Annotated in this window: 23 protein-coding genes and 3 pseudogenes; 14 read left to right on the top strand and 12 right to left on the bottom strand. The window is 66.8% G+C overall.

What is annotated here, in order from left to right:
* Window positions 1-510 (bottom strand): annotated as a pseudogene (locus B9S61_RS14400) (3-oxoacyl-ACP synthase); the annotation flags it as partial.
* 386 nt (window positions 511-896) lie between these two features.
* On the opposite strand from B9S61_RS14400, the gene B9S61_RS14395 reads away from it, so the two are divergent.
* Entirely contained in the window at window positions 897-1,412 is a 516-nt protein-coding gene (locus tag B9S61_RS14395) for a SigE family RNA polymerase sigma factor (RefSeq protein WP_181007368.1), read from the top strand.
* Window positions 1,402-2,130, top strand: a complete 729-nt coding sequence (locus tag B9S61_RS14390) for a L,D-transpeptidase (protein WP_181007366.1) — start codon at window positions 1,402-1,404, stop codon at window positions 2,128-2,130. The genes B9S61_RS14395 and B9S61_RS14390 overlap by 11 nt, the downstream gene beginning before the upstream one ends.
* A 5-nt stretch (window positions 2,131-2,135) precedes the next feature.
* Here the strand turns inward: B9S61_RS14390 and B9S61_RS14385 are convergent, their stop codons facing one another.
* Window positions 2,136-2,798 carry a response regulator transcription factor gene (locus B9S61_RS14385; RefSeq protein ID WP_103542604.1) on the bottom strand — a complete coding sequence of 221 codons (663 nt, stop codon included), beginning with the start codon at window positions 2,796-2,798 and terminating at the stop codon, window positions 2,136-2,138.
* On the opposite strand from B9S61_RS14385, the gene B9S61_RS14380 reads away from it, so the two are divergent.
* Window positions 2,709-3,197: a hypothetical protein gene (locus B9S61_RS14380; protein ID WP_258039655.1), complete on the top strand. Its 489-nt coding sequence runs from the start codon at window positions 2,709-2,711 to the stop codon at window positions 3,195-3,197. The genes B9S61_RS14385 and B9S61_RS14380 overlap by 90 nt on opposite strands.
* A 675-nt stretch (window positions 3,198-3,872) precedes the next feature.
* Window positions 3,873-4,481: a hypothetical protein gene (locus tag B9S61_RS14375; protein ID WP_103542603.1), complete on the top strand. Its 609-nt coding sequence runs from the start codon at window positions 3,873-3,875 to the stop codon at window positions 4,479-4,481.
* 498 nt (window positions 4,482-4,979) lie between these two features.
* On the opposite strand, the gene B9S61_RS14370 is transcribed toward B9S61_RS14375, so the two are convergent.
* The gene (locus tag B9S61_RS14370; protein ID WP_103542602.1) at window positions 4,980-5,171 is read right to left on the bottom strand and encodes a hypothetical protein; all 192 of its coding nucleotides are present in this window, start codon (window positions 5,169-5,171) and stop codon (window positions 4,980-4,982) included.
* A gap of 11 nt (window positions 5,172-5,182) precedes the next feature.
* Entirely contained in the window at window positions 5,183-6,034 is an 852-nt protein-coding gene (locus tag B9S61_RS14365; protein WP_103542601.1) for a helix-turn-helix transcriptional regulator, read from the bottom strand.
* A gap of 254 nt (window positions 6,035-6,288) precedes the next feature.
* On the opposite strand from B9S61_RS14365, the gene B9S61_RS14360 reads away from it, so the two are divergent.
* Window positions 6,289-6,702, top strand: a complete 414-nt coding sequence (locus tag B9S61_RS14360) for an ATP-binding protein (RefSeq protein ID WP_103542600.1) — start codon at window positions 6,289-6,291, stop codon at window positions 6,700-6,702.
* A 26-nt stretch (window positions 6,703-6,728) separates the two neighbouring features.
* On the opposite strand, the pseudogene B9S61_RS14355 reads toward B9S61_RS14360, so the two are convergent.
* From B9S61_RS14355 to B9S61_RS14340, 4 genes and pseudogenes are all read right to left on the bottom strand, one after another.
* Window positions 6,729-6,919, bottom strand: a pseudogene (locus B9S61_RS14355) (IS5/IS1182 family transposase); the annotation flags it as partial.
* A 91-nt stretch (window positions 6,920-7,010) separates the two neighbouring features.
* Window positions 7,011-7,523, bottom strand: a complete 513-nt coding sequence (locus B9S61_RS14350) for a hypothetical protein (RefSeq protein ID WP_258039654.1) — start codon at window positions 7,521-7,523, stop codon at window positions 7,011-7,013.
* Window positions 7,524-7,817: 294 nt separating this feature from the next.
* On the bottom strand, window positions 7,818-8,954 hold the full coding sequence (locus tag B9S61_RS14345; RefSeq protein ID WP_103542599.1) for an amidohydrolase family protein: 1,137 nt from the start codon (window positions 8,952-8,954) through the stop codon (window positions 7,818-7,820).
* Between the two features lie 384 nt (window positions 8,955-9,338).
* Window positions 9,339-10,112, bottom strand: a complete 774-nt coding sequence (locus B9S61_RS14340) for a transposase (RefSeq protein WP_103542598.1) — start codon at window positions 10,110-10,112, stop codon at window positions 9,339-9,341.
* 437 nt (window positions 10,113-10,549) lie between these two features.
* Between B9S61_RS14340 and B9S61_RS14335 the strand changes: the two genes are divergently transcribed.
* The 3 genes from B9S61_RS14335 to B9S61_RS14325 all read left to right on the top strand — a co-directional run bounded on the left by B9S61_RS14335 (window position 10,550) and on the right by B9S61_RS14325 (window position 12,759).
* Complete coding sequence (locus tag B9S61_RS14335) at window positions 10,550-10,852, top strand: hypothetical protein (RefSeq protein ID WP_146064841.1); 303 nt, start codon at window positions 10,550-10,552, stop codon at window positions 10,850-10,852.
* 71 nt (window positions 10,853-10,923) lie between these two features.
* Window positions 10,924-11,811, top strand: a complete 888-nt coding sequence (locus B9S61_RS14330) for a nuclease-related domain-containing protein (protein ID WP_103542596.1) — start codon at window positions 10,924-10,926, stop codon at window positions 11,809-11,811.
* Between the two features lie 378 nt (window positions 11,812-12,189).
* Window positions 12,190-12,759: a dihydrofolate reductase family protein gene (locus B9S61_RS14325; RefSeq protein WP_103542595.1), complete on the top strand. Its 570-nt coding sequence runs from the start codon at window positions 12,190-12,192 to the stop codon at window positions 12,757-12,759.
* An 87-nt stretch (window positions 12,760-12,846) separates the two neighbouring features.
* Here the strand turns inward: B9S61_RS14325 and B9S61_RS14320 are convergent.
* The 3 genes and pseudogenes from B9S61_RS14320 to B9S61_RS14310 all read right to left on the bottom strand — a co-directional run.
* A pseudogene (locus tag B9S61_RS14320) lies at window positions 12,847-13,038 on the bottom strand (GNAT family N-acetyltransferase); the annotation flags it as partial.
* An 8-nt stretch (window positions 13,039-13,046) separates the two neighbouring features.
* A protein-coding gene (locus B9S61_RS14315; RefSeq protein WP_181007367.1) for an IS5 family transposase occupies window positions 13,047-13,873 on the bottom strand; the annotation gives its coding sequence in 2 pieces (ribosomal slippage) (window positions 13,047-13,522 and window positions 13,522-13,873; 828 coding nt in all).
* Window positions 13,874-13,917: 44 nt separating this feature from the next.
* The gene (locus B9S61_RS14310; protein ID WP_103542594.1) at window positions 13,918-14,502 is read right to left on the bottom strand and encodes a DinB family protein; all 585 of its coding nucleotides are present in this window, start codon (window positions 14,500-14,502) and stop codon (window positions 13,918-13,920) included.
* An 847-nt stretch (window positions 14,503-15,349) separates the two neighbouring features.
* Between B9S61_RS14310 and B9S61_RS14300 the strand changes: the two genes are divergently transcribed.
* Window positions 15,350-16,279 (top strand): aminoglycoside phosphotransferase family protein, encoded by a 930-nt coding sequence (locus tag B9S61_RS14300; RefSeq protein ID WP_103542612.1) that lies wholly within the window; start codon window positions 15,350-15,352, stop codon window positions 16,277-16,279.
* Between the two features lie 49 nt (window positions 16,280-16,328).
* Here B9S61_RS14300 and B9S61_RS14295 read toward each other — a convergent pair whose 3' ends face one another.
* Window positions 16,329-17,564: a hypothetical protein gene (locus tag B9S61_RS14295; protein WP_181007365.1), complete on the bottom strand. Its 1,236-nt coding sequence runs from the start codon at window positions 17,562-17,564 to the stop codon at window positions 16,329-16,331.
* 384 nt (window positions 17,565-17,948) lie between these two features.
* Between B9S61_RS14295 and B9S61_RS14290 the strand changes: the two genes are divergently transcribed.
* The 5 genes from B9S61_RS14290 to B9S61_RS14270 all read left to right on the top strand — a co-directional run bounded on the left by B9S61_RS14290 (window position 17,949) and on the right by B9S61_RS14270 (window position 22,597).
* Window positions 17,949-18,509, top strand: coding sequence for a bifunctional DNA primase/polymerase (locus B9S61_RS14290; RefSeq protein ID WP_258039653.1), 561 nt, complete (start codon window positions 17,949-17,951; stop codon window positions 18,507-18,509).
* Entirely contained in the window at window positions 18,499-18,819 is a 321-nt protein-coding gene (locus B9S61_RS14285) for a hypothetical protein (protein ID WP_103542593.1), read from the top strand. The genes B9S61_RS14290 and B9S61_RS14285 overlap by 11 nt, the downstream gene beginning before the upstream one ends.
* A 4-nt stretch (window positions 18,820-18,823) precedes the next feature.
* Window positions 18,824-19,144 carry a hypothetical protein gene (locus tag B9S61_RS14280; RefSeq protein ID WP_181007364.1) on the top strand — a complete coding sequence of 107 codons (321 nt, stop codon included), beginning with the start codon at window positions 18,824-18,826 and terminating at the stop codon, window positions 19,142-19,144.
* 1,039 nt (window positions 19,145-20,183) lie between these two features.
* Window positions 20,184-21,644 (top strand): class I SAM-dependent DNA methyltransferase, encoded by a 1,461-nt coding sequence (locus tag B9S61_RS14275; protein ID WP_181007363.1) that lies wholly within the window; start codon window positions 20,184-20,186, stop codon window positions 21,642-21,644.
* Window positions 21,641-22,597 (top strand): BsuBI/PstI family type II restriction endonuclease, encoded by a 957-nt coding sequence (locus B9S61_RS14270; protein ID WP_219819914.1) that lies wholly within the window; start codon window positions 21,641-21,643, stop codon window positions 22,595-22,597. Before B9S61_RS14275 ends, B9S61_RS14270 begins: the two co-directional genes overlap by 4 nt.
* Window positions 22,598-22,876: the final 279 nt, after the last annotated feature.

Raw genomic sequence — 22,876 nt, 5'->3', positions numbered from 1 at the left:
CGCCGCCCGCGCGGGGCGCGGTGCGTGCCGTACGACGTCACCCTCCCGGTCCGCCTCGGCGGCCCAGCGGCGTACGTCCTCGTCGCTCGCGCCGCCGCCGGCCGGGTCCTCGTCCGAGTGCCAGGAGCCCCAGCGGCGGACGTACGTCAGCTCCTCGGCCTGCGGGTCGACGGCGCGCAGGGTGTGCAGCCGGTCCCCGTCACGGAACTCCACGTCGTCGAGGGAGGGCGAGCTCACCAGCGGTACCGCGGCCACGTCCAGCCGCCGCCCCGCGACGGTCACCCGCCCCTCGCGGCGCAGCACCTCCTCGTGGTCCACCCCGCCGAGCGGCGGCCGCAGCGTGACCCGGATCACCTCCGGCGACTCGGGCAGCGTGTGCGTGACGACATGCCAGCGGTGCCGCGCCGCGTCCTCGGGCGTCAGGGCGAGCAGATCGCCGGGGACGACCTCCGCGGCGGTAACCCTGTACGGGCGTATGGGTACTTCAGGCGTTTCCGTGGAGTGGGTCATGGCCGCACATGCTCTCTTTGGTTCGAACTGTCGTACTAGGGGCGGTTACGAGTGTTCTGTACGAAGTGCGGACCGGCCATGGCGGAATCCGGGATATGCCCGATTTGCCCTACTCTGCCAACGGGGTGACGCACGACACACCTGCCAAGTACCCCGTCGCGCGCCCGAGTTACCCGGACGCAGTTCCCCTGTGGAAAACGTCACGAACCATGTCATTCACGAGCGAATCCCGGGTCGGCGGGCCGGTGGATCCCGGTACCTGGATCCCGGCACCCGTGTTCGCCGTCTTCCTTGGGGGGTGTGCTTCGATGTGCGCGACCTGCGGAACCCGTACGCGCGGTGCTGACGACCGGATCGCGGGGGACGACGAGACTCCGGTGGAGGGCATGACCGAGGACGAGTTCGACGCTTTCTACGCGGCCGCGTTCCCCCGTCTGACCGGGCAGCTCTACGCCTTCACGGGTGACCTCGGTGAGGCTCAGGACGTGGTCCAGGAGGCGTTCGTACGGGCCTGGGACCGGCGTCACAAGCTGCTGGCCGACGAGGCCCCGGAGGCGTGGCTCCGCACCGTCGCCATGCGCCTGGCCGTGAGCCGCTGGCGGCGCGCGAGACGCTGGCTGGAACTGGTGCGGCACACCCCGCCGCCGGAACCGACCCCCGGCCCGGGCCCCGACCGCACCGCCCTGGTCTCGGCGCTGCGCCTGCTTCCCGAGGCACAGCGCATGGCGGTCGTGCTGCACCATCTGTGCGACCTCACCGTCGAGCAGGTAGCCTCCGAGACCGGCGCACCCGTGGGAACGGTCAAGACCCGGCTGTCCCGCGGACGGGCGGCACTGGCCAGACACCTGGCGGTGGACGAGGCCGAGGAGCCGGCCTGGAGGGAGCGCGGCCGTGTCGGATGAACTCGCCGGAGCCTTGCGCGAGTTGGCGGCACAGCACGAGACCCCGCCACGGGTGGGCGCCGCGGAGATCCGCGGCCGCGCCGGACGCCGCTCCCGCCGCCGCAGGACGGCCCTCGCACTCGGCACCGCGGCCACCGCGGCCTGCGTGCTGACGGCCGTCTCCTTCACGCTGCACCCCGAGGCCCCCGCAGGCGAGAGACACCGCCCGGGCACGGCCTCCGGCCTCCCTGCCCCGAGCGCGACCGCCCCCGGCACGGCGACCCCGGCTCCTCGCACCGCCTCGTCGGGGGTACTGGACCTGTCCCGTCACACCCTCACGGTCGGCGACCGCGTGCTGCGCGTCGAGCCGCACTCCTTCGGCGGGTTCCCGGCCGGCACCCGGCTGACGGTGGCGGCCAGGGCGGAGTCCGACCTGCTGCGGCCCGAAGGCCGCGACGACACCCGCAAGCCGGTCGAGGTCCCCTACCTGGTGGAGTTGCGTACCCCCGACCGGAAAGCCGTCTACGCCGCCGGTCTCACCTTCGACACCGAGGCACTCATGAGCCTCTCCGCGAAGGCGGGTTGGGTCGGCATGAGCGTCAAGGACGCGGAGTGGTTCTACCACCGGGTCCGGGTGGGTACCCGGATCGAGCTCACCTCGACGGCCGCCCCCGCGGCAGCCGTCCCCGGCACCCCCACGACGGCCGCCGGCGGCGCCCCCGAGTCCGCGCGCCGGTGAGCGTGTCAGGCCACCAGACCCTGCCGGTAGGCGTACACGACCGCCTGGACCCGGTCCCGGAGATGGAGTTCGGCGAGGATGCGGGAGACGAAGGTCTTCACCGTCTCCTGGCTGATCACCAGGGACGCGGCGATCTCGCCGTGGGACAGTCCCTCCGCGATGAGACGGAGGACCTCCAGCTCGCGGGGTGTCAGCGGAATGTCCCGCGGGCCGTCCTCGACGGGCCGGATCCGGGCCGCGTACCGGCCCACGAGCCGGCGCGTCACATCGGGGTCGAGCAGCGCCGCGCCCATGGCCACGGTGCGGATCCCGTGCAGCAGCCGGTCCGGCGGCGCGTCCTTGAGCAGGAATCCGCTCGCCCCGGCGCGCAGCACCTCGTAGACGTACTCGTCGAGGTCGAACGTGGTCACCACGAGCACCTTGACCGGGTCCGGGACCCCGGCACCGGCCAGCCGCCGGGTCGCCTCGATGCCGTCGAGGACCGGCATCCGGACATCCATCACCACGACATCCGGCCGCACCTTCGCGGCGAGGTCGACGGCGGCCTGCCCGTCACCGCATTCGCCCGCCACCTCGAGATCGGGCTGGGCGTCGATGATCGTCACCAGTCCGGTGCGGATCAGCATCTGGTCGTCGCAGACGAGGACCCGGATCGGCGCGGTGGTCATGACCGCGAGTTCTACCGGGACTGGGAGCGAGCCGCGCACTCCTGCGTCGCCGAACTCAGAGCCGCCTACGGCCATGACCCGGAATCGCCCCGCATCGCCGAGGTGGTGACCGAACTGTCGGCTCAGAGCAAGGAGTTCGCGAACCTCTGGAAGACGCACGAGGTCAAGAGCAAGTCCCAGGAGGGCAAGCACCTCAAGCACCTCGACGTCGGAGACCTCCGGGTCAAGTTCGCGGCCTTCACGGTCAACGGCGCCCCGCACCAGCAACTCGTCGTCTACCAAGCCGAACCGGCCAGCCCGACGGCAGCCGCCTTCGAGACCCTGAGAACCATGGCCACCGAGCCGGACCCACCCCGGACACCCGAATCGGCACCCGGCCTCGCGGCCGAGAACCAGTAGCCGCGAACGGACGGGTGCTTGCTCCTGGGCGGAGGCCGGCCCTGCCGCACCGCACAGGAACAACGCGGCCATCAGAGCAGTGCGTCCGTCTGCCGGCACTCGATGCGACAGCGAGTGCACCCGGCTGTGACGCCGACGCGAGGATCGCACGGCGCCAGGGGCAGACGTGATCACCGTGTCCGAACTCCGCCCGACATGAGAGACGTCGGCAACCGGGCGTCAGCCGACTCCACCGACGTCCTGACCGAAGAGGGCGCGCCAGTTCGCGACTTCCGGTTCGCGCTCCCTCCAGATGTCGCCGGTGGGGGTCTCCGTTGTTCCGTTGTCGCACCATCCAGTTGGATTCCGCTGCGCTCTTCGAGATGCACGACGAATGGTTCGCGTTACCCCACCTCGACCTTCTCGAAGACGATATGGGTGATATCTACCGTAAACCAACTTTTTAGTTCCTCCGTGCTGCCCGACGCATCGCAATGCAACCGCCAGTTGATCCCCCACGCCATGACGAGGGCCACTACCCGGCGGATGCGTGTTCCCGACCGAGTGGCACTCGCTTCGGTATCCTCCCGTGCAGGTCGTCGGAGGCCATATACCCATAGATTACTGGGCAGTTGACCTCGGGGTTTCGTGGTAGCGTCCTTGCTCGGAGGGACAGTGCAACCTGAAAGGGAAATCGTGAACACGGAGAAGATCGCCGCTCGCCGCCTCTCGCTGGAAGAGGTGACGAAGCTCAGCGTGAAGGACAGGATCTTCGTTTCCGCCGACACGGCAGAACTCAAGCTTCCCGACTGCTATGTCCCTGCTTTTCTGACCAAGTCCGGTGAGGATTTCGAGGGCGGCTCGATCACGGCGAGAACCGTATTCCAGGAAGAGGTCTCCTGCCTTCCCGGCGACGAGAACGAAGCCGGAATCTACTTGGCCGACGAGAACGGCTCGGAGACCATCGAGGTCCTCCAGTCCGCCGGTGTCGTGCTGGACCTGGCACTGTTCGTCCCTGGTGGGGACAAGGGGTCTCTCACGGCCCTTTACGCTGCGGCCCGCCAGGCGTTCGGCGCCGACATCGTGCAGATCTGGCGCCAGGGCCTCAAGGAGGTTCCCGATGTGAAGGTCGACATCCTCGAGGAACAGATCCCCCGGGGGCGCAAGGGGAGCGACAGTCCCAAGCGTGACCGTCGCGCGATCGACACCTACCCCACCCGTGCGGACTTCATCGAGTTCTCCGCGGGGTGGAAGCCGGTCGTTGAGATTCACAGGGCGATTGTCGACGACACCCCGACCATCTGAGGCGGCGTTACCTCTCGGCGTTCTCGGCGTTCTCGGCCTGAGAGAACGCCGAGAACGCATGCGTCGGACCCGGTCGACCCCGGAGCGGGGCAGGGAGCCGTCGGAAAACAACGCCCGGACGCCGAAGCGCCGTTCCGCTCGATGACCCCGCGAGACAGCCCGCCTGACCAGGATCAGGTCCTGGAGTTGTTCTGCCGCAGCCCTCACGCCTTCGACGTAGCCGAGCGACGTCCACTTCGTGCTCAGGCGAGGCCGAGGAGCGTGAGGGGTCGGCGGGCGTCACGCGCACGCGAGGTGCGCGGCCGTCCCTTCCCGACGATCAGCCGCATGCTCTTGGGCCGGCCGTCCAGAAGGCAACCGGTGAGTTCGGCGCCCAGGCGCCCTCGCGGATCTCTGCGCGCAAGCCTGCCGTCGTCTGAAGGGCCGGGAGCGAGCAGCCGCCCGAGATTGCCGAACGCGCGGGCAACCGTGTCACTCGGTGACGGCGTGCCGCGGACCCTACAGCAGGTGGTCGGCCCTACCGGCTTTGATGTCGGTGATGAGGGTGCGCAGGGCTTCGAGGGAGTCGGTGAGAGGGCTCTCCTCCTGCCCGGCAACGGCTATGTACCCGTTGCCATCGGCATCGGTACCGAGGCGGAAGCAGGAGCTCCCCTCGCCGCAGAACGGGGCTTCCCAGTTGATGACAGCCATGTGGCCACTCCTCATAGTTGGTGAGCGATCTCGCGGATGAAGTCGCGGGACCGCTCCGGGGGCAGTGCCAGACCTTCCAACAAGTCGAGTTGGGCGCGGTATTTCGCGAGTTGGCCGTCGGTGTGGAGGAAGTCCGGTCCATGAGAGTTGTCGATCTGGACGGTGTCGAGCTTCCGCACGGGCCCCTCGGCGTAGACGACCGTCTGTCCCGCTCCTGGGAAGGCGCCACGGTCGAAGGGAAGCACAAGCACGGTGACGTTGTCCCACTCGGAGACTTCCAGCAAGTACTTCAACTGCCCCCGGGCAACGTCCCGTCCTCCGAACTGCATCCGAAGCGCCGCTTCGTGGATCACGGCCACATACGGAACCGGATTGTCGCGGGTGATCACACTCTGGCGCTCTGAACGGTGGGCCAGACGGAGAGCGACCTCATGCTCGGGAAGTTGCGGTACGACGGCGCGGAAGATGGCCATGGCGTGCTCCGACGTCTGGAGCAGCCCCGGCACATGCACGGTGTTCGCACCCCGCAGACGCACCGCATAGGCCTCGGTTTCGGAGATGTCCAGCAACCCCTGGAGCAAGCTGCCCCGGTAGCGCTCCCACCATCCTGCCCGGCTCGGCTCCGCCATCTCGGCGAGGGCGTCGACGTACGTCTCATCGGTGCAGTCACAGTTGCAGGCCAGTGTGCGCAACCGTTCGGCGTTGATGGCGCGCAGTCCGGACTCCATGTTGGAAATTCGGCTCCGGTCGACGCCGAGGAGCCCGGCGGCGTACTCCGCGGACATGCCGGCTGTGGTGCGCATCCTGCGCAATTCACTACCCAGACGCTTCTGACGTTGAGTGAGAATCGTCCTCGGGGGCATGACGTTCCTTCCGTGCAGTGCGGTGTCCTGATCAGTCCTATAAGCGCAAGTTCACCGCATCGAGGCCATTATTTCGGACCGCATGGCAAATGTGGCCCCTGCTGCTCTACTGTCAGTATCGCGCAAGTTACACAACGCGATGCCGGAAGCGCACCGCGCGAGCATGCCCGCCTGCCCTGGGACGGGTGTGCCCGCGACCAGGGCGGTAGGCCACCGGCGAACCACAACTCCCCACACAGCACTGGAGTTCCGTCATGCCCGAGATCCCCCTGGTACCCGCCCGCTGGCACTTCCCCGCCCACCCCGCCTCTGTCCGGAGGGCCCGCCATGCCGTCGCCGAGTCGCTGCCGCATGCCCTCCGCCCGCACCTGGGCGACGACCTGGGCCTGCTGACCTCCGAGCTGGTCACCAACGCCGTCCGCCACGGAGCTTGCAGGGAGGACGAGGACCTCATCGAACTCGTGCTGTGGCCCGCCGACGGACACTACTGGCTCGCGGTCTCCGACCCCGGCGCCGGCAAGCCCGTACTGGCCCATCCGCACGCGGATTCCGAGAACGGACGGGGCCTCCTCCTCGTCGACCACCTCGCCACCGCGTGGGCCGTCCGCCCCCGCCCGACCCGCGGTACATCCGTAGTCGCGGGCCTCTCCTTCCGCCGGGGTGGTTGACCGGGCCGGCCGGGCAGCACGACCCTGCCGCCCCGTGTGGCGCGACGGGTGATGGCTGGGAAGACGCCTCGGTTGTGAACCTGGTCGCGAAAGACGTCGTGGTCATAGCCGCGGTCGGCGAACAGCGACGCGGGAGGCTTGCGGCTGGGGCGCCCTACCGGCTGCGACCCGGTGGGATGGCGTCCAATAATCCGTTAGGGGGCAGCAGTTGCGTAGTAGCCCCTGGTCGGCCTGTGAAGACTCCGACCTGGCACGGAGCGCAGCCGCGCCCCATGTTGCTGATTGTGCCCCTGTCGCTGGGCTTGTGCTCAGCGGTAGTCGTCGGGGTGGTCCTGCATCCAGGCGTTGACCTGGTCGCGGACGCTGATCAGCTCCGTGCGGTGGGTCTCCAGGTTCTTCGTGGAGGTGTCGCCGCCGAGAGTCGTCCGGAGATCCGCGATCCATGCGAGGGGCTCGGGGAAGTGGCCCGGTCCCTTCGGGTCCGCCTTCATCGCCGCATCGAGGCCCATCAGCTCTTCGTGGACCCTGCCCAGGAAGTACGCGCAGTCTCCCGACCCCGTGGTGCAGGTGTCGTTGAGCGTGGCCTGGAGGCCGGCGAAGGCGTCACGGACCAGTTCCGGCCCCGGGGACGCCGCCGGGGTCGGGCTGGCGGCGACCTCCTCCGCCCCGGCGTCCGCCGGCGTCGGGGCGGACGATGAACGGGAGGTGTCCCGATGTCCTGCGTCCCCGGAGGTGTCCTCCGCGCCCGTGGAACAGGACAGCAGACAGGCCGAGAGCATCATGGTGACGATCGCTGTCCGCCGGACACGCCGGATCTGCATGAGGTCCCCCTTGTTGTGATCACGACGACTTTACTGCACGGCCGTCATCCGCCTCCGTCGCCGGTCAGGCCAGGGGCCGAGTCGTGAGGGTGTGCAGCCCGGACGCCTCGGGGACCTGGTGGGCGATCCGCAGAACCAGGTCGCTGTACCGGCCACCACATCCACCGAACTTACGAAAAGATCAGTAGAAGAGCCTGTAGGAGACCGCGTTATGGGGCAGCCGCGCATCGCATACTTCGGCCGCACTCTCGCCTTACGGCAAAGCATTCTTTCACTCCGGCCGATGCTGGCGTATCACTTCACGGGCACTTTCATTCTGAACAGTTTCTCTGCATTTCGGAACGCAATCTTCTCCTTGTCTTCTCGTGGCAAATCGACTCCGCGGAACCAGTCGGTCTGCTCCTTTATGTCCGCGAACGGGTAGTCGGTTGCGAACATCACTCGATCCACGCTTATGTACTTCAGCAGGAGATCGAGCAGTTCGGTCTGGGGGAATGCGCTGGTCGTGACCCAGAAGTTGTCCTGGAAGTACTGCCCGATGGGCTTCTCGAGCGAGTCTTTGGTCGGCTCGCCCATGTCATTGACGATCCGCTCGTAGTAGAAGGGAAGACCTTCGCCCATGTGGCCGATGATGATTTTCAGTTTGGGGAATCTGTCGAAAACCCCGTACGCGATCATCCGAATGCATTGGGTCAGCACCTCCTGGTGCCAGCCATATCCAGACCCACTGAAAATGTAGTCTTGGTAGTCTTCCGTGTATTTGGACCGTGTGGTGCTGTAGTAGATCTTGAAGACCTCGTCAGCCGGATAGCCGGGATGCAGGTATATCGGCACATCGAGAGCAACGGCACGTGCCAGCACGGGCTCGAAATCGGGATGATCGAGATACTTCTTCGCGATGTGTCCGTTGGTCAGTGCGCCCAAGAAGCCATCTTCCCGAACCGAGCGTTCCAGTTCGTCCGCCGCCGCCTCCGGGCTCTGCAAGGGCAAGGTGGCGAAAGCCTTGAAGCGGCCCGGATATTTGGCGATCGGCCCGTCTACAAGTTGCCGGTTGAGACGATAGGCAAGGTCGATGCCCCTTTGCCCAGGGACATTTTGTACGGAGGGTGTATGAGCAGAGAGGATTTGAACGTTGAGTCCCCCCGCATCCATAGCGCCGATGCGGCGTTGGCCCAGATCCGAAAGACCAATTTCCTCAAGGAACGCTATGTGATCCTGATTGATGGAGTTCAGCTTCAGCAACGTGGGAGTCGAAAAGGTCTCCTCCGTGCCGATGAAGGGCAGGTCCTGGTCCCGCCGTGAAATGTCCGAAGTCTTGTCCGAAGTCTCGTTCTCGCTCGCTTCCGAGACAATGGCGTACGTGGACAAGCCGGCACCAATGCCAAGTGCCGTGCTGGCGGTGAGAAAGCCGCGGCGTCCCATGGGCTTCATGTCAGTCCCTCTCTTCAGGCGTTTGTGTGGTGAGGTATCCGTACGGCATCCGTCTGCGAGATGCTTCAGGGGGTCTTCGCGTCCTGCTCGCGCACCGCGGCAGCGCTCAGGTCGAGGAACCGCTCGCCGGTGTGCAGCGGCTGTGGTGGAGCTGACGACCGCCCGCGTGCGCGCTGTGCGGGCCGGCCGCGGCGGACCCCGCACTGTTGTCCGCGTGTGACCCGCATGCGACGACAGGGAACGCCGTCGCCAGCGCCCTGGTGGCCGCCTCGAACCGCAACCGGCCGGGCTGCGCTTTCCCGGATGGTGCTGCGTCGACTGCCGTGACTAGAGGTTGTCCCGTAAATGATTTGAGGCATGCAGGCTGACCTGCTTGTTTGCCTGTCATCCGGTGAGGGTGAGGTTGTGCAGGCGGGCGATGCCGAGCATGGCGTGGTGGACGCCGTCGCCCTTGAGGCGGCAGTCGCGGAGGATCTTCCAGCTCTTCATGCGGGCGAAGGTGTGCTCGACGCGGGCTCGCACCTTGCGGTGGGAGGCGTTGTGCTCCTCCTTCCAGGTCGGCAGTTCCTCGTCCTTGTGCCGACGGTAGTGCGGGATGGTCAGCCCGGTGCCCCGGTAGCCGCCGTCGGCGATCACCGTGGGGGTGGTGCCGACGGCGGCCTTCGCGCCGGAGTCCTGCCAGGCCCGGCAGTCGTTGCGGTTGCCGGGCAGCGGCTTGCCGACGGCCACCACGAGGCGGGTGTCGGCGTCGATGACGACCTGGTGGTTGGTGGAGTAGCGGTAGTTCTTGCTGGAGGCGGCCACGGTCCGGTCGCGGGTGGGGACCAGCGTGCCGTCCACGATGAGCACGGCCTCCTTACGGAACCGCCGCCGGGGCTGGAGGGCGAGAGCCGGCCCAAGGTGGGCGACGATCCGGTCGGCCGCCGACTTCGAGACGCCGAACAGCGGGGCGAGTTGACGCAGGGTGAGGTTGGTGCGCCAGTACGCGGCCACCAGCAGCACCCGGTCCTCCAACGGCAGCGACCACGGTCGGCCCTTGCGGACCGGATCGGCCCCCTCACGCCGCAGCGCGGTGATCAGCTTGTTGAACTGCCGAGGGCTCAGCCCGGTGAACGGGCCTATCCACGAGGGCTCCGACGCCGTGATCACACCAGCCACGGCAAGATCATCTCACCTCTGGCCAGCAGTTACGGGACAACCTCTAGCCTCCTGCATACGGGTTGCATCGCCTATCCGCATGCCTGTTTCCTACCGAGCGAACCTGAGACAAACGTTAAAGAGCTGCTCACGCGCTCTGCTGAATGATCAGTTGTGGGAGCTTCTCGAGCCGTTGCTTCCGCCGTGGCCCGATGAAGGCGCCCGGTCCGCGGCCGGTGCCGGATCGGCAGTGCCTGCAGGGCATCTTGTACGTGCTGCATACCGGAGTGTCGAGGTACTGCTGACCCGTTACGCGAAGTGCCTCGACGGACGGCAGGACGTTGCCAACCGGCGTATCGAGGATCTGTTGCGCGAATACGAGTGATCGCATGAAACCCGGGCCTCATACTTCCGGCGTGGACGTATCCGACGCTGGCCAAAAGATCGATCCTGAGTGGGTGGAGGGTGGCAACAACGTATGCGGTGTCCTGCGCGGTTGCCGGGATGCCTCCGCGGTGGCCCGGCACTTCATGCGGACGGGGTGGAGTTCGAGGTCGTCTTCCTGGCACGGCTACGAAGTCGAGACCAGCTGGTGCCAGCTGGAGGTCGAGCCGATCGATGGTCCAGACGTCCTCCTGAACGGAGTCGTCGACCCTCAGCGCTTCGACGAACTCGGCGGCGTACTTCACCGCCTCGGCTTGAGCTACTCCCTGGAGCTCTACCAGGGAGACGACACACTGGTCCGTGAGATGCACGTCTGATCACTGAGTCCACGTGTGAGGCCCCGGCATATTGTCCGGGGTCTCTCTCGTTTTGGGCCCTACCCGCTGCGATGCTTCGGGCTGAGAGCGGACGAGGGGGGCTCGTGGAGCTGAAGGTCACGCGCTGGAAGCGGTACGGACATGATCGCTGGTACGCGAATCTGCCGGATGGCACCGCGGTCGGCTGGGCGGACGTGAGGACGGGGGACATCACCGTCCTGGTCGCCGAGTATCGCGACGACGTGATCGCCGTGCTGACGCACCACTTACGGAACAACCCCGAGCCGGTCTTGCCGCAGAGGGCACCTGAAGCTGAAGCCCGCCCGATGCTGCCGCCTCTGACGCCGGCCGACGACCTGTCCACCAACCGTCCCGGTGAATCTCTCCGCGACCTGCTCGACAAATCCGGCCCGGGGCTGATCGAGCGAGTGGTCTCACGGCTCCTGCGGCGCCCTACCGCGTGGGACGGGTGGCGTAAAGGCCTCGAGGGGGAGAAGCGAGTGGGAGCTGAGCTGGACCGCTTGGCGCGTTGCGGATGGCGGGTCCTGCACTCCATCCCTCTGGCCAACAACGTGGACGTCGATCACTTGCTGATCGGGCCGGGTGGGGTGTTCAGCATCAACACGAAGTACCACCACAACAAAGTCGTGTGGGTCGGCAACGATGCCGTGAAGGTCAATCACGGAAAACCGGCGCCCTACGCGCGCAAGAGCCGGGCGGAGGCCAAGCGCGTGGTCCGGGTGCTTGAGCACTACTGCGGCTTTCCCGTCCCGGTCGATCCAGTACTCGTCTTCGTCGGCGTCGCCGATCTCAAGGTGGTCGCCACGCAACTCAGCGTCCGGGTGTACCAGGAGCGCCAGGTAGCGGCTCTGGCGCCGCTCTCAGGAGTGCTGACGGCCGGGCAGGTCGAGCAGGTGTACAGCGTCGCTCGCCATCGCCAGGCCTGGAGCAAGGCTTGAGCCGGGCCCCTCACTCAGCGAGGCATCGATCATTCCCATGGGGTGCTGCGGCAGCCCCCACGGCGCGGCCATCGTCTGGGAGAGGTCGTCTGGCGCTGATGCGGACTTCCGTCTTTTCGCTGACCTCACCTGCGGCGATGCCCCAAGATCCCGTCCACGCCTCGTCACGGACCCCGACATACGGCCGCTCCGGGCCGCACACGCCTGCACATACGCGAAGGACCTCTGGCCTAGTGCCGCGTCAGGCAACGTTTGCGACGTTGGTCGTTGACCCTGAGCCGACGGTAGGTGACGCGGCACCGATGAGAAATGGCGCCGGCAGTCGTCTGAATACGGTCCGGTGAAAACGCGCTGCGCGCATCAAGGGAGAGCAACGAGATGAGACCACTTCGATACTCGATCAACGTCACGCTCGACGGCTGCTGCCATCACGAGGCAGGGCTCCCCCCGGACGAGGAGTCGATGCGCTACTGGACCGCTGAGATGGAGCGAGCCGGTGCCCTGCTATTCGGCCGGGTGACCTACGAGATGATGGAGTCGGCGTGGCGGAAGCCGGCCACGGGCACGTGGCCTGACTGGATGGGTGAGTGGCAGATCCCGTTCGCCGAGACCATCGACCGGGCGAAGAAGTACGTCGTGTCGAGCACGCTGAGCGGGGTCGATTGGAATGCCGACCTGGTGCGAGGCGACTTGGGGCAAGCGGTTCAGCGGCTCAAGCAGGAGTCAGGCGAGGGCCTGTGGGTGGGTGGCGTGACGCTCCCCCTGGCGTTGGCAGATCTGGGACTGATCGACGAGTACGAGTTCCTTGTTCAGCCGGTCCTTGCCGGACACGGGCCGACGTTGCTCGCCGGTCTGCGCGAGCGCATCCAGCTCGAGCTCGTGGACTGCCATGAGTTCCGGTCGGGGGCGGTAGCCCTGCGATACCGGCCCACGCGAGTTACAGCTTGACCGCCCACGGTCCGGAGGTCCGTGATGCTGAGGCGCCCGAAGGGCGGTCCACATTGCCCTTCCACCCGAAACCGCGGGCACGGTCTCTCAGGCCGGGGCGGGTGTCTCGTCCATGAAGCCGTGGTCGGCCGGTTGGGCTGCACGCTGGGCCAGCCATCCGGAGACCCGAGGTCCACCGTTCACCGCGACGCCCTCACGGACGGTGCGCACGTGCTCGAAGCCCTGGCGGAGGTAGTAGCGCTGCAGTGCTTCGTTCGTTGTCCAGGCATCGAGCCTTAGAGGGCGTCTCACGTGGCAAGTTTCGCGAGCTTCTTGTAGCAGGTCAGGGCAGCGGCCAGGCCGAGGAAGGCGAGGAAGTGCGAGCCCTTTCGTTCGTATCGGATGGTCAGGCGGTGGTAACCGAAGAGCCAAGCGATCGACCGCTCGATCTTCCAGCGGTGCCGACCGAGGCGTTCGCCGGACTCGATGCCTGGCCGCGCGATGCGCGCGACGAGCCCACGCTCGCGCAGCCAGATGAGGTGTTCGGCGGAGAAGTACGCCTTGTCCGCGCGGAGTTTGACGGGCCGACGCCGCCGTGGTCCCCGGCGGGACCGGACTGCGGGGATGCCGAGGATGAGCGGCTTGAGGGCGAGACTGTCGTGCATGTTCGCACCTGACACGGCGACGGCGAGCGGGATGCCCTGAGCATCGGACAGCACGTGCAGCTTGCTGCCCTTCTTGCCGCGATCGACCGGGTTCGGCCCGGTCGGCGATCCCCCCTTTTGGCGAGAATGGAGGCCGCGTCGACGATCGCCGACGTCCAGTCCAGCTCGCCCCGGACCCCGAGTTCGTCCAGCACCGCCCGATGCAGCCGACGCCACAGGCCGACCTCGGTCCATATCGTGAAGCGGCGATGCGCGGTGGCGGAGGACGTGCCGAACGTCGGCGGCAGATGCCGCCAGGCACAGCCGCTGGTCAGCACATACACCACTGCGGTGAACACGGCCCGCTGGTCGCGCGGAGCGGTCCCGCCACCTTGCGGTCGAGCCGCGAACGACGGCAGTAACGGGGCGACCAGCCTCCAGAGCTCATCAGGAACCAGACGCTTCGACAGATCAGCACTCACGGCCGGCATCATGCCGCTCGAACATCAAGCAGCAAGTCACGGGGGACGACCTTCTATGCCTCGACTGATGCGGCCGATCTGGCGGCCTGCTCGATCTTCGCGCAGTAGGCGGTGCGGGCGTCCTCATCGATCTGCATCTCGTGTTCGGGGCGCATCCCGGTTCGGCCGTCCACGCCTTCGCGCAGGATGTCGGCGTGCCCGGCATGCCGGTTGGTCTCGCCGAGGACGTGGACCAGGATGGCGAACAGGTTCGTGTTGGCATAAGGCTCCGGCCACCACGGCACGTGGCCCGGAGCATCGAGGGCAAGCTCGTCGATCGTCGCGTCTGAGTGTTCCCACGTGCGCTGGTAGGACTCGATGATCTGATCGCGCGCCTCGTCCTCAGCCGCCCACAGATCGCTGCCGTCGTGGTCCTGCCACCGGGGCAGCGGTTCTGGGGACGGCCGGTCGAAGACCTCGCCCAAGTACCTGGCCTCGACGCTGGCCACGTGTTTGACCAGGCCGAGGAGGTTGGTCCCGGTCACTGTCAAAGGTCGGCGGGCGTCGTATTCGGACAGGCCGTCGAGCTTCCAGAGCAGCGCCTCGCGGTCCCGCCGCAGTCGCCCGTGCAGGGTGCCCTTCGCGAGTTCATCGATCATGCGGCATGAGCCTGCCATGGGCTACTCGTGGCCTCAAGATCCCGTACGTGGACCGCAACGACCGGCAGTGCTGAAGCCCGGCCACGGCCACCGCCCCGAGCTGCTGAAGAAGCTCGCGGAACTTGCCACGTGAGACAGTCTCTTAGCCACTTGACGGAAGCCCTGAAAGCCCTGTCCCCTGCCCAGTCGAGAAGTCGCCCACCGAGGTTCTGCCCACAACTGTTCATTGAATTCGGTACAAGCAAGCCTTGCTACCTGGTGCCCGCACCGCGCCCGTACCGAGTGACGGTTGAAGGTCTTTTGGGACAGGGCGACAAATGGCGCCCGCTAGTGACCTTTACCTGGCATGCGGCGCGTCTCGTCCATCCGACTGCCTACATCGCCTATCGAAACTCGCCGCACGTCGTAGAGGGCGAGGGGCCGGACAAGGCAGAGGTCGCACTGGATGCTGTAGCTGCCAAGGTGGTGGCACAGGGGGGGTGCACCCGAAGGGCGGTAGCTCGAGGGGTCTCCGCGCCCTGTGCCGGAGGCGTGTCGCGTCTATCGCAGATGGTGCGTGAACACTGAGAGGCAATGAGAGAGGGCGGGAGTCAGTGAGACTGACTCCCGCCCTCTTTTGTCGGCATCCGCCCAGGTCTCGAAGCAATTTTGCTCGGTGACCAGGCGAGTGCCCCCGGCAGGATTCGAACCTGCGCACACGGCTCCGGAGGCCGGGAGAGCGCGAGTGGCACCGGGCGCGCTGACCTGCGAGGGAAGGGTGCAGGAGCGCCGCCCCACTCAAGATCATTACGTCCCTATTACGCAGGTGCCCTGTCCGGGGGTGCGGCTGCGCCGTATCGTCGGAGGCATGATCTCGGGCAGTGGCGGGGGACCGGTCGGCGGCGGTACGGAGTTCACGGCGGAGGGAGTGGCAGTCGTCCTGCGCGAGGCGTGCGAGGCTGCCGGGCTGGACGCGACTGGGGCGGAGTTGCTGCGGCTGGGATCCAACGCGGTCTACCGGCTGGCATCCTTACCGATCATCGTCCGTATCGCCCGCGACCCCGCCGTCCTGCCGGAGATGGAACGGGCCGTGGCCGTGGCGCGCTGGTTGGAAACGGTCGACTTTCCCGCCACCCGAGTGCCAGCCGATGTCGCTCAGCCCATCGTCGTCCGCGGCCTGGTTGTCACCTTCTGGGAGAGCGTCCAGGAGCGCGAGGAGTACGCGACGGTCGGCGAGCTGGCGGACCTGCTCCGCCGGCTGCATTGGCTGGAGGAACCCGAGTCGCTGGGCCTGCCGTACTTCGACCCCATGGCCAAGCTGTCCGCCTCGCTGGACGGCCTGGATGCCGTCTCCGAAGAAGACCGCTCCTTCCTGGAGGAACGGGCAGGGAGGCTAGGCAAGGAGTACGACCGGCTGGACTTCGTGCTCCCCTACGGGATGATCCACGGTGATGCCAGCATCGGGAACATCCTTCGTCACCGGGACGGTCACGCCGTCCTCATCGACCTCGACGGATTCGCCCTCGCTCCACGCGAGTGGGACCTGATCCAGACCCCGCTCTTCTACGATCGGTACGGCTGGCACACGGCAGCGGAGTACGCCGACTTCGTGCACCGGTACGGCTTCGACCTCATGAACTGGCCCGGCTACGAGACCTTGGCCGACCTCCGGGAACTGATGATGGTGGCGTGGCTCGGTCACCAAGTCGGCGAGAGTGAGCGCTCTGCGGCCGAGTTCGCCCGACGGGTCCGGTCTCTGCGGACGGGAGAGGGGCGCAAGGAGTGGGGCCCCTTCTGAGGAGCGGTGTCACTCCCGGCGTGACCGGTAGCTCTGGTGCGGCGCGACCCTACCGCCCCGCAGCAACCCACAACCTGTTCTCGCCGGCCTGCTCCGCAAGGTCACGCGCTGCGCTGCTCTGGCCCGATGCGCTCAGGTTCCGGCGGAACTCGGCAAGGTAGCTGACGCATCGCGCCGACTTGAGCTGCTCTCCGAGATCCAACGCATCGAGTGCCACCCGGCACGCCTCCTCGACGTCTCCGGCCCGCAGATGGGCATCCGCCAAGACCATGGTTGCGAAGAAGTCGCTCCGTACGTGGCTGCCGGTCATGGCGTTCTCTGCGTGGACGACGGCTCGGCGGGCGCTGTTGACGTCCCGGAAGCAGTGGGCGGCCTCAGCGGCAAGCTCGGCGTCGTCAAAGTAGCTGATCCACTCCGGCTCGTCCTCGTTGTTCTGGCTTTCGAGGGCCTTGGTCGCCGCGCTCAGGGCGGCCTCGCAGGCAGCGACGTCACCAGTACGCGCGAGTGCGCGGGCCTCCATCGCGTGGAACTGCGCACGCAATGTCGGCGTGGCTACCGGAGAGATCCCCATGAGGGCGGCACGGGCGAGGGTTGCGGCCTGGGTGTATCGCCCCAGGAAGGTCGCCTGATGGCTCATTGCGGAGAGGATGCTTCCCGCGAGCCGGCGGTCGTTGGCGTCCTGGGCGAGACGGAGGGCCTGGAGGAAATACCGCTGGGCGAGCCCGTGGTGACAGGCGTCGTAGGACATCCACCCGGCAAGGAGGGTCGCTTCCGCCACGGTGGAGAACAGGGCCCTGCCCACTTGTTCGGTGTACCGACCTCGTAGGAGCGGGGCCACGTCGTTGCTGAGGTACTGGATCACCGCATGACGCGCGTGGTCCCCACCGAACTGGTCGTCGAGCTGGGCGAACATGTCCGCCGTGGTCTTTATGGCTGCCACGTCGCCGAGACTGACTCGGGTGCCTTCGGTCCGCTGCCGGGGGACGCCGGGCCCGGGCGCGACCAACCACCGTAGGGATGCCTCGTTCCACGCCGGCTCGGACGGCTCCGCCGTGAGCAACGGGTCGTACTGGTTGAGGTCGGCACGCCACAGTTGGCGCACCGTCTGGATGGCGTCGTCCGGGCTGGCGGGATACGCGGCATCAAGTAGGGCGCTGTCCTGAGGCTGGCCGTGGCTCAAGCCGAGTTCGACGGCACTGGTGGTGAACGCGTCGCACAGCAAAGGGCCGTAGAAGTCGTCCGGGGCGCTGTGGCCGTTCTCCCAACTCGCGATACGCCGCTTCACACTGGCGTCCGACGGGAGTTGGTGACCACGCTGGGCGGCGACCTGGCGTAACTCCCTGACCAACCGCGGCTGACTCCAGCCCCGGCCCGTGCGAGCTTCACGTAAGCGGACACTGGTCGGCTTCAAAGCGGCCTTCACTCCTCGCGTGATGCCGGTGTGACGACTTGGGATTCCGTCACTGACTGTACGTGCTGGTCATCGCTTCGTGCAGGTAGTAACCAGGGATCCTCTGCGGGGAACGGGAGGACAGGGGGTGACGCGTCATGTCCTCCCGCGTCATCCCCCGTCACCTCTCGTCATCTGCCCAGGTCAAGGGCTGGCCCACGAATCTGGACGCACAGCGGCACCAGGGCCGCACCGTAGTCCTACTGAGGGTGAGACGACGTGCAGAGGATGACCAGGCGGGGCATCGAGTGGCTGTCTGCGGCGGCGGACGATCCGGCGGCGTGCCGGGAGATGTGGGCGGACGACCCGCGAACGCCCTGCCTGCTGGCAACCGGCCGCTTCTTCGACGTGGTGAGCGTGGAACAGCGCCTCGGGCTGGAGATGTTCGACCGGCTCTTGCGCAGCGGCTTGCCGTTCGGGCCCTCGGTCATCGACCGCAAGGCACAACGCGTCGGCTTCTTCCTCGGCTCGAAGAGCCGCGAGTCCTTCACGCACTACCTCGAACGAGAGACCTCCTCCCCGCCGGCCTACCGGTACCTCGGCCAGGAGTGCGCCGTCGTCGTGCCCGGCCCGATCCCGTTGTCCGGCGACCGCTACCAGTGGCTCCGCGCACCGATGCGTCGACCGGAGGCCAACCCGTTGCGACCGGTCGCCATGGCGACTGCGCTGGTGGCTTCCGCGGAACTCCTGGCGAGACTCGACCGCTTCGACGAGCAGTACCCGACTCCGTACGCGGCAGTCGCTGCGCTTCCCGAGGAGCCGACCACCGATGCAGGGTGAGCCGACCAACGGGCACGACGCTGCCACTTGGTCGCCCCTCGACAGCGACGGATGGTACGCGGCCCGCAACGCGACCACTGCACTACGGGACGCCCTCGTCCGGGCTGGCTTGGAGAAGGACTTCCCCTACCTGCGGGCGGACCTGAACGCCTTCGGACACGGTCTCGTCGAACTGGGTCGGGTGTCCCCCGACACAGCCGAACGCCTCGCAGAACTCCTGCGCCTAGCGCTCGCAAGCGGCTTCCAGATGGACCGTGAGGACTTCGAGCACACGCCGATGGCCACCAACGAACACGAGGAAAGGGACTGACGTTATGACCGACCGGCGAGGAGTGGTGGCCCGGCGCGCGGAAGATCTCTCGCCCGGTGTGCCGTATGTTCGCGGCTGGAACCGCGCCCGGCGAAGCGCCGGCACTCTGGCCGATCAGCTGGTGTTGTTCGGACTGGACTCCGACTTCCCCGGTCTGGTCGCCGACGTGAACGTCTTCGGTGACGGCTTGGTGCAACTCGGTACCGTTCGCCCTGAGGCAGCGGAACTGCTGGCAAAGCTGATCACGGTAGGACTGGAAGCTGAGCGACGCGACACGGCGGCCGAACCATCTATGCCCACCCGGCGGCGAGCACCTGCGGCCTGAGCCGCACCTCGGGTGCCTGGTGGGCGCGATCCAAACGCAGCCCCGTCAACAGACAATCTGGCCCCTTGCGGCATTGTGCCTCGGCACGGCTGCAAGGGGCTCATCGCTGTCCTTACGCCCTTTGATGCGTTCCTCGGCCTGCCGCTCGGCCGGGACCGGCGCCCCAGCGCCGCAGCCCGGACGAACGGCAGGCCGCATGTATGCGTGACCACCGCATTAGGAGAGAGGCTGGGTGATCTCGGCTCTGAGCTGCGGCTTCGCCGGCCGAGGAAGCGAGCGGCTACTCGACCGCGGGGCACCGGTGTTGACCGTGGCTGCACCCTGCATCTGGCACGGTTGTGGCACGCGGCTATTTGCCTCGTGCCGCTGATCCGTAGCCTTGAAGAGCTCGGTCGTTGGGGCCATACAGGCTGCCGTGAGGGCGATGCGGGCCTGTGCTGGGCGCGTACCAGTTGCTGGGGAGCTGTGCGTCCGCCTGTGGCGTGGTGGTTGTGTGAACGCAGAGGCTGACTATGGGATGTGACCGCTGTCAGCCTCCACGCTTACGTGCACCCGGTGGGAATCGTCACCCGTCGAGATCTTCGATGTCCTGCCTGAAGCTCAGCCGACGACAGTCAGCCACGACGGCGGGCACACCGACCGACGACGCACGCGTATGCCTCGCTGTACCCCCGCCGTCCTTGGCCACGCTGCAATGCCGTTGACCAGAGCAAGCCGCGGCGGCCGGCACAGGCCACGCTGCCTGAGCCCTTACGCCGGTCCAGCGGACACACATGTTCATCCGGCCTGCCTGACAGGGCACGCTGCATCAAAGTCGAAACTCGGAGAGACCACCGTCAGTCTGAGCGTCTGTGCCCGGCGGCAGCCTGGGGGCGCTTTTGGTGGTGCTATGGATGATCAGCGCATGGCAAACGGTTTAGGGCCGCCCTGAGGCTCTCGTGTCCTTCGGCGCCTTCCTCCCGACGTTGCCACGGGGTGGCGGACTTAGTATGTATCTCCACCAACAGCCTCACGGGTGCCCCGTGAGAGGAGCGCGGACGTGAAACTGATTGAGAACACCGAGGCACGACGGGTGGAGGCGCTCAGCGTCCTTGCCCCTCGGACTCAGGCCGCCCTGGGGCAGTTCTTCACCCCTGCGCCAGCCGCCGACCTGATCGCCTCGATGTTTCGCCTAGATGCGCTGAGCAATACCGTGCGCGTTCTGGACCCCGGCGCTGGGGTCGGCTCGCTGACCGCCGCACTGGTGACTCGACTGCATGAAGAGCGCCCTGACCTCGACGTTCACGTTGTTGCTGTGGAGACCGACCCGCAGGTCATGCCCTACCTGCGCACCACGCTCGAGGAATGCAGGGCAACCTACGGCACCACGTTCGACCTCGTGCAGGGCGACTACCTCACCGACGATGACGCACTCATCGACGGGCCGTTCGACCTCGTCGTCGCCAATCCACCCTATGGAAAGCTCGCCGCAGGCAGCCTGCACCGTACGCGCATCGCGCACCACCTGGTCGATACCAGCAACGTCTACACGGCCTTCTGGGCCAAGGCTACAGCTGCCCTTGCCCTCGGCGGCCAGATCTCGATCATCGTGCCCCGCTCCTGGGCCAACGGCACCTACCATCGCGCGTTCCGCCAGTGGATGCTCGACCGCACCAGCCTCGACCTCTTGCACGTCTTCGAGAGCCGCAGCACAGTCTTCGCTGACACCGGCGTCCTCCAGGAAAACGTCATCGTGGCTGGCACGCGGGGCGACCAGCAGCCAGAGGTCGTCCTGTCGGCGTCGATCGCACACGACGACGTCCCGCTGCGTCGTACCGTCCCGTTCGGCGCCGTGGTCCTGCCCGGGGACCGAGAGCGGTTCGTGCGCTTCGATGACGCCGCTGTCGTGCCGCCGGCCGCCTCGTTCACTCTGGCCGACCTGGGATTGGGCGTTAGTACGGGCAAGGTGGTTGACTTCCGCAACCGCGAGCACTTGACCGATGACCTCAGCGCCGAAGGTGTCGTGCCGATGGTCTACCAGGCCAACGTGCGCGGCGGAGAGATCGAGTGGCCGCAGCGCCCCGCGAAGAAGCCGCAGGGCTTCTCCCCTAGCACCGAGGCCGCCCGCAAATTGCTCCTGCCCGAAGGGTACTACGTCGTCATCAAGCGCTTCTCCGCCAAGGAGGAGAAGCGTCGCGTGGTCGCGGGCGTCTGGAAGCACGACGGCCCGGTCGCCTTGGACAATAAGACCAACTACCTGCACGAGAAGAAGGGACCTATCGACCCTCAGCTCGCGCATGGACTGATGCTCTGGCTGAACTCCTCGACGCTCGACGCGATCTTCCGCACCTTCTCCGGGCACACCCAGGTCAACGCCGGGGACGTCAAGACGCTCCCCTTCCCCTCTCGTGACGACTTGGTGCGCTTGGCGCAGAACGCGCCGGAATGGCTCCCGGAACAGGCGAAGCTCGACGCTCTCGTAGCTGACATGTTCCCCGCTGTCGTAGGCTCAGCGGAGTGATCAGCACTTTACGAGCATCCGTCGACAACGCCAGCGCCCTCCTGCAAGCCTTCGGCTTCGACAAGATCCGCTGCAATAACAGATCTGCCCTGACGGCCCTCGCGCTGCTCGGCCTGGAGCCCGGCAAGCCGTGGGGAACGGCGACCAACCCGCGCCTCGGCGTCACGGAAATCATGGGTGTCATTGCGGAAAAATGGGACAAAGGGTATGCCCCGAACTCGCGCGAGACCTTCCGTAAGCAGACGCTCCACCAGTTCGTCGACGCGGGGTTCGCTGAGCACAACTCCGATGCTCCCGAAGGGCGCGCGGTCAACTCCTCCAAGAACAACTACCGGATCGCTCCGGCTGCTCTGTCCGTAGTGCGTCTCTTCGGCACCCGGGGGTTTCAAGATGCCCTCGATGCCTGGGTGTCCGAGGCTCCCACCCAGCAGGCCGCTTATAAGGCAACCCGCGAGATGCAGATGCTCCCGGTCACGCTTCCTGATGGTTCTCTGTTTCGCCTCTCTCCCGGTGGCCAGAATCCTCTGATCCGGGACATGGTCGAGGAGTTTTGCCCTCGCTTCGCCCCCGGCGGACAGGTGCTCTACCTGGGGGACGCCAAGGATCACCGCTACGACATCCGCCAAGACGACGTCTTCGCACGTCTCGGGTTGGCCTTTGACGAGCACGGCAAAAACCCGGACCTCGTGGTTTACGACGAGCAGCGCGGTTGGCTTTTCCTGATGGAGGCCGTCACTTCTCACGGACCGATCGACTTCGGACGGCGTGAGCACCTAAAGAAACTCTTCGCGACGGACAAAGCAGGGCTGGTGTTCGTGAACTGCTTCCCGGACCGTGCCACGATGCGTAAGTGGCTGGCCGACCTCGCATGGGAGACCGAAGCCTGGGTGGCTGACGCGCCCGACCACCTGATCCACTTGAACGGCTCACGGTTCCTCGGCCCCTATGAGTGATCCTTTTCAGCTCGCGCCCTGGTTGGGCCCCGTCCGCTCGGCTCCGCCTGGGGCGACGGTGGACGGGATGGGAGCTCCCCGCGCACGCCCCTTACGGGTCCGCAGTCGGCGACGGCGCCCCCTCCATCCCGGTGCTGGCCGATCCCCCATCGGAGGCATCGTTTTGGCCTTGATCAGCCTGTGTGCGGTATTCGACTCATGGGATTCGGCTCGCCTGCCAGGCGCGGCACGGGCACCGGCCGGGCTGGAGCGGGACGGAGGCAGGAGCGCAGGCCCGGC

The sequence above is a fragment of the Streptomyces sp. SM1 genome (assembly GCF_002910825.1).
Lineage (GTDB): Bacteria > Actinomycetota > Actinomycetes > Streptomycetales > Streptomycetaceae > Streptomyces > Streptomyces okerensis.
The sequence above is the reverse complement of the archived record's forward strand: the minus strand, read 5'-3'. Positions and strand labels throughout refer to the sequence as shown.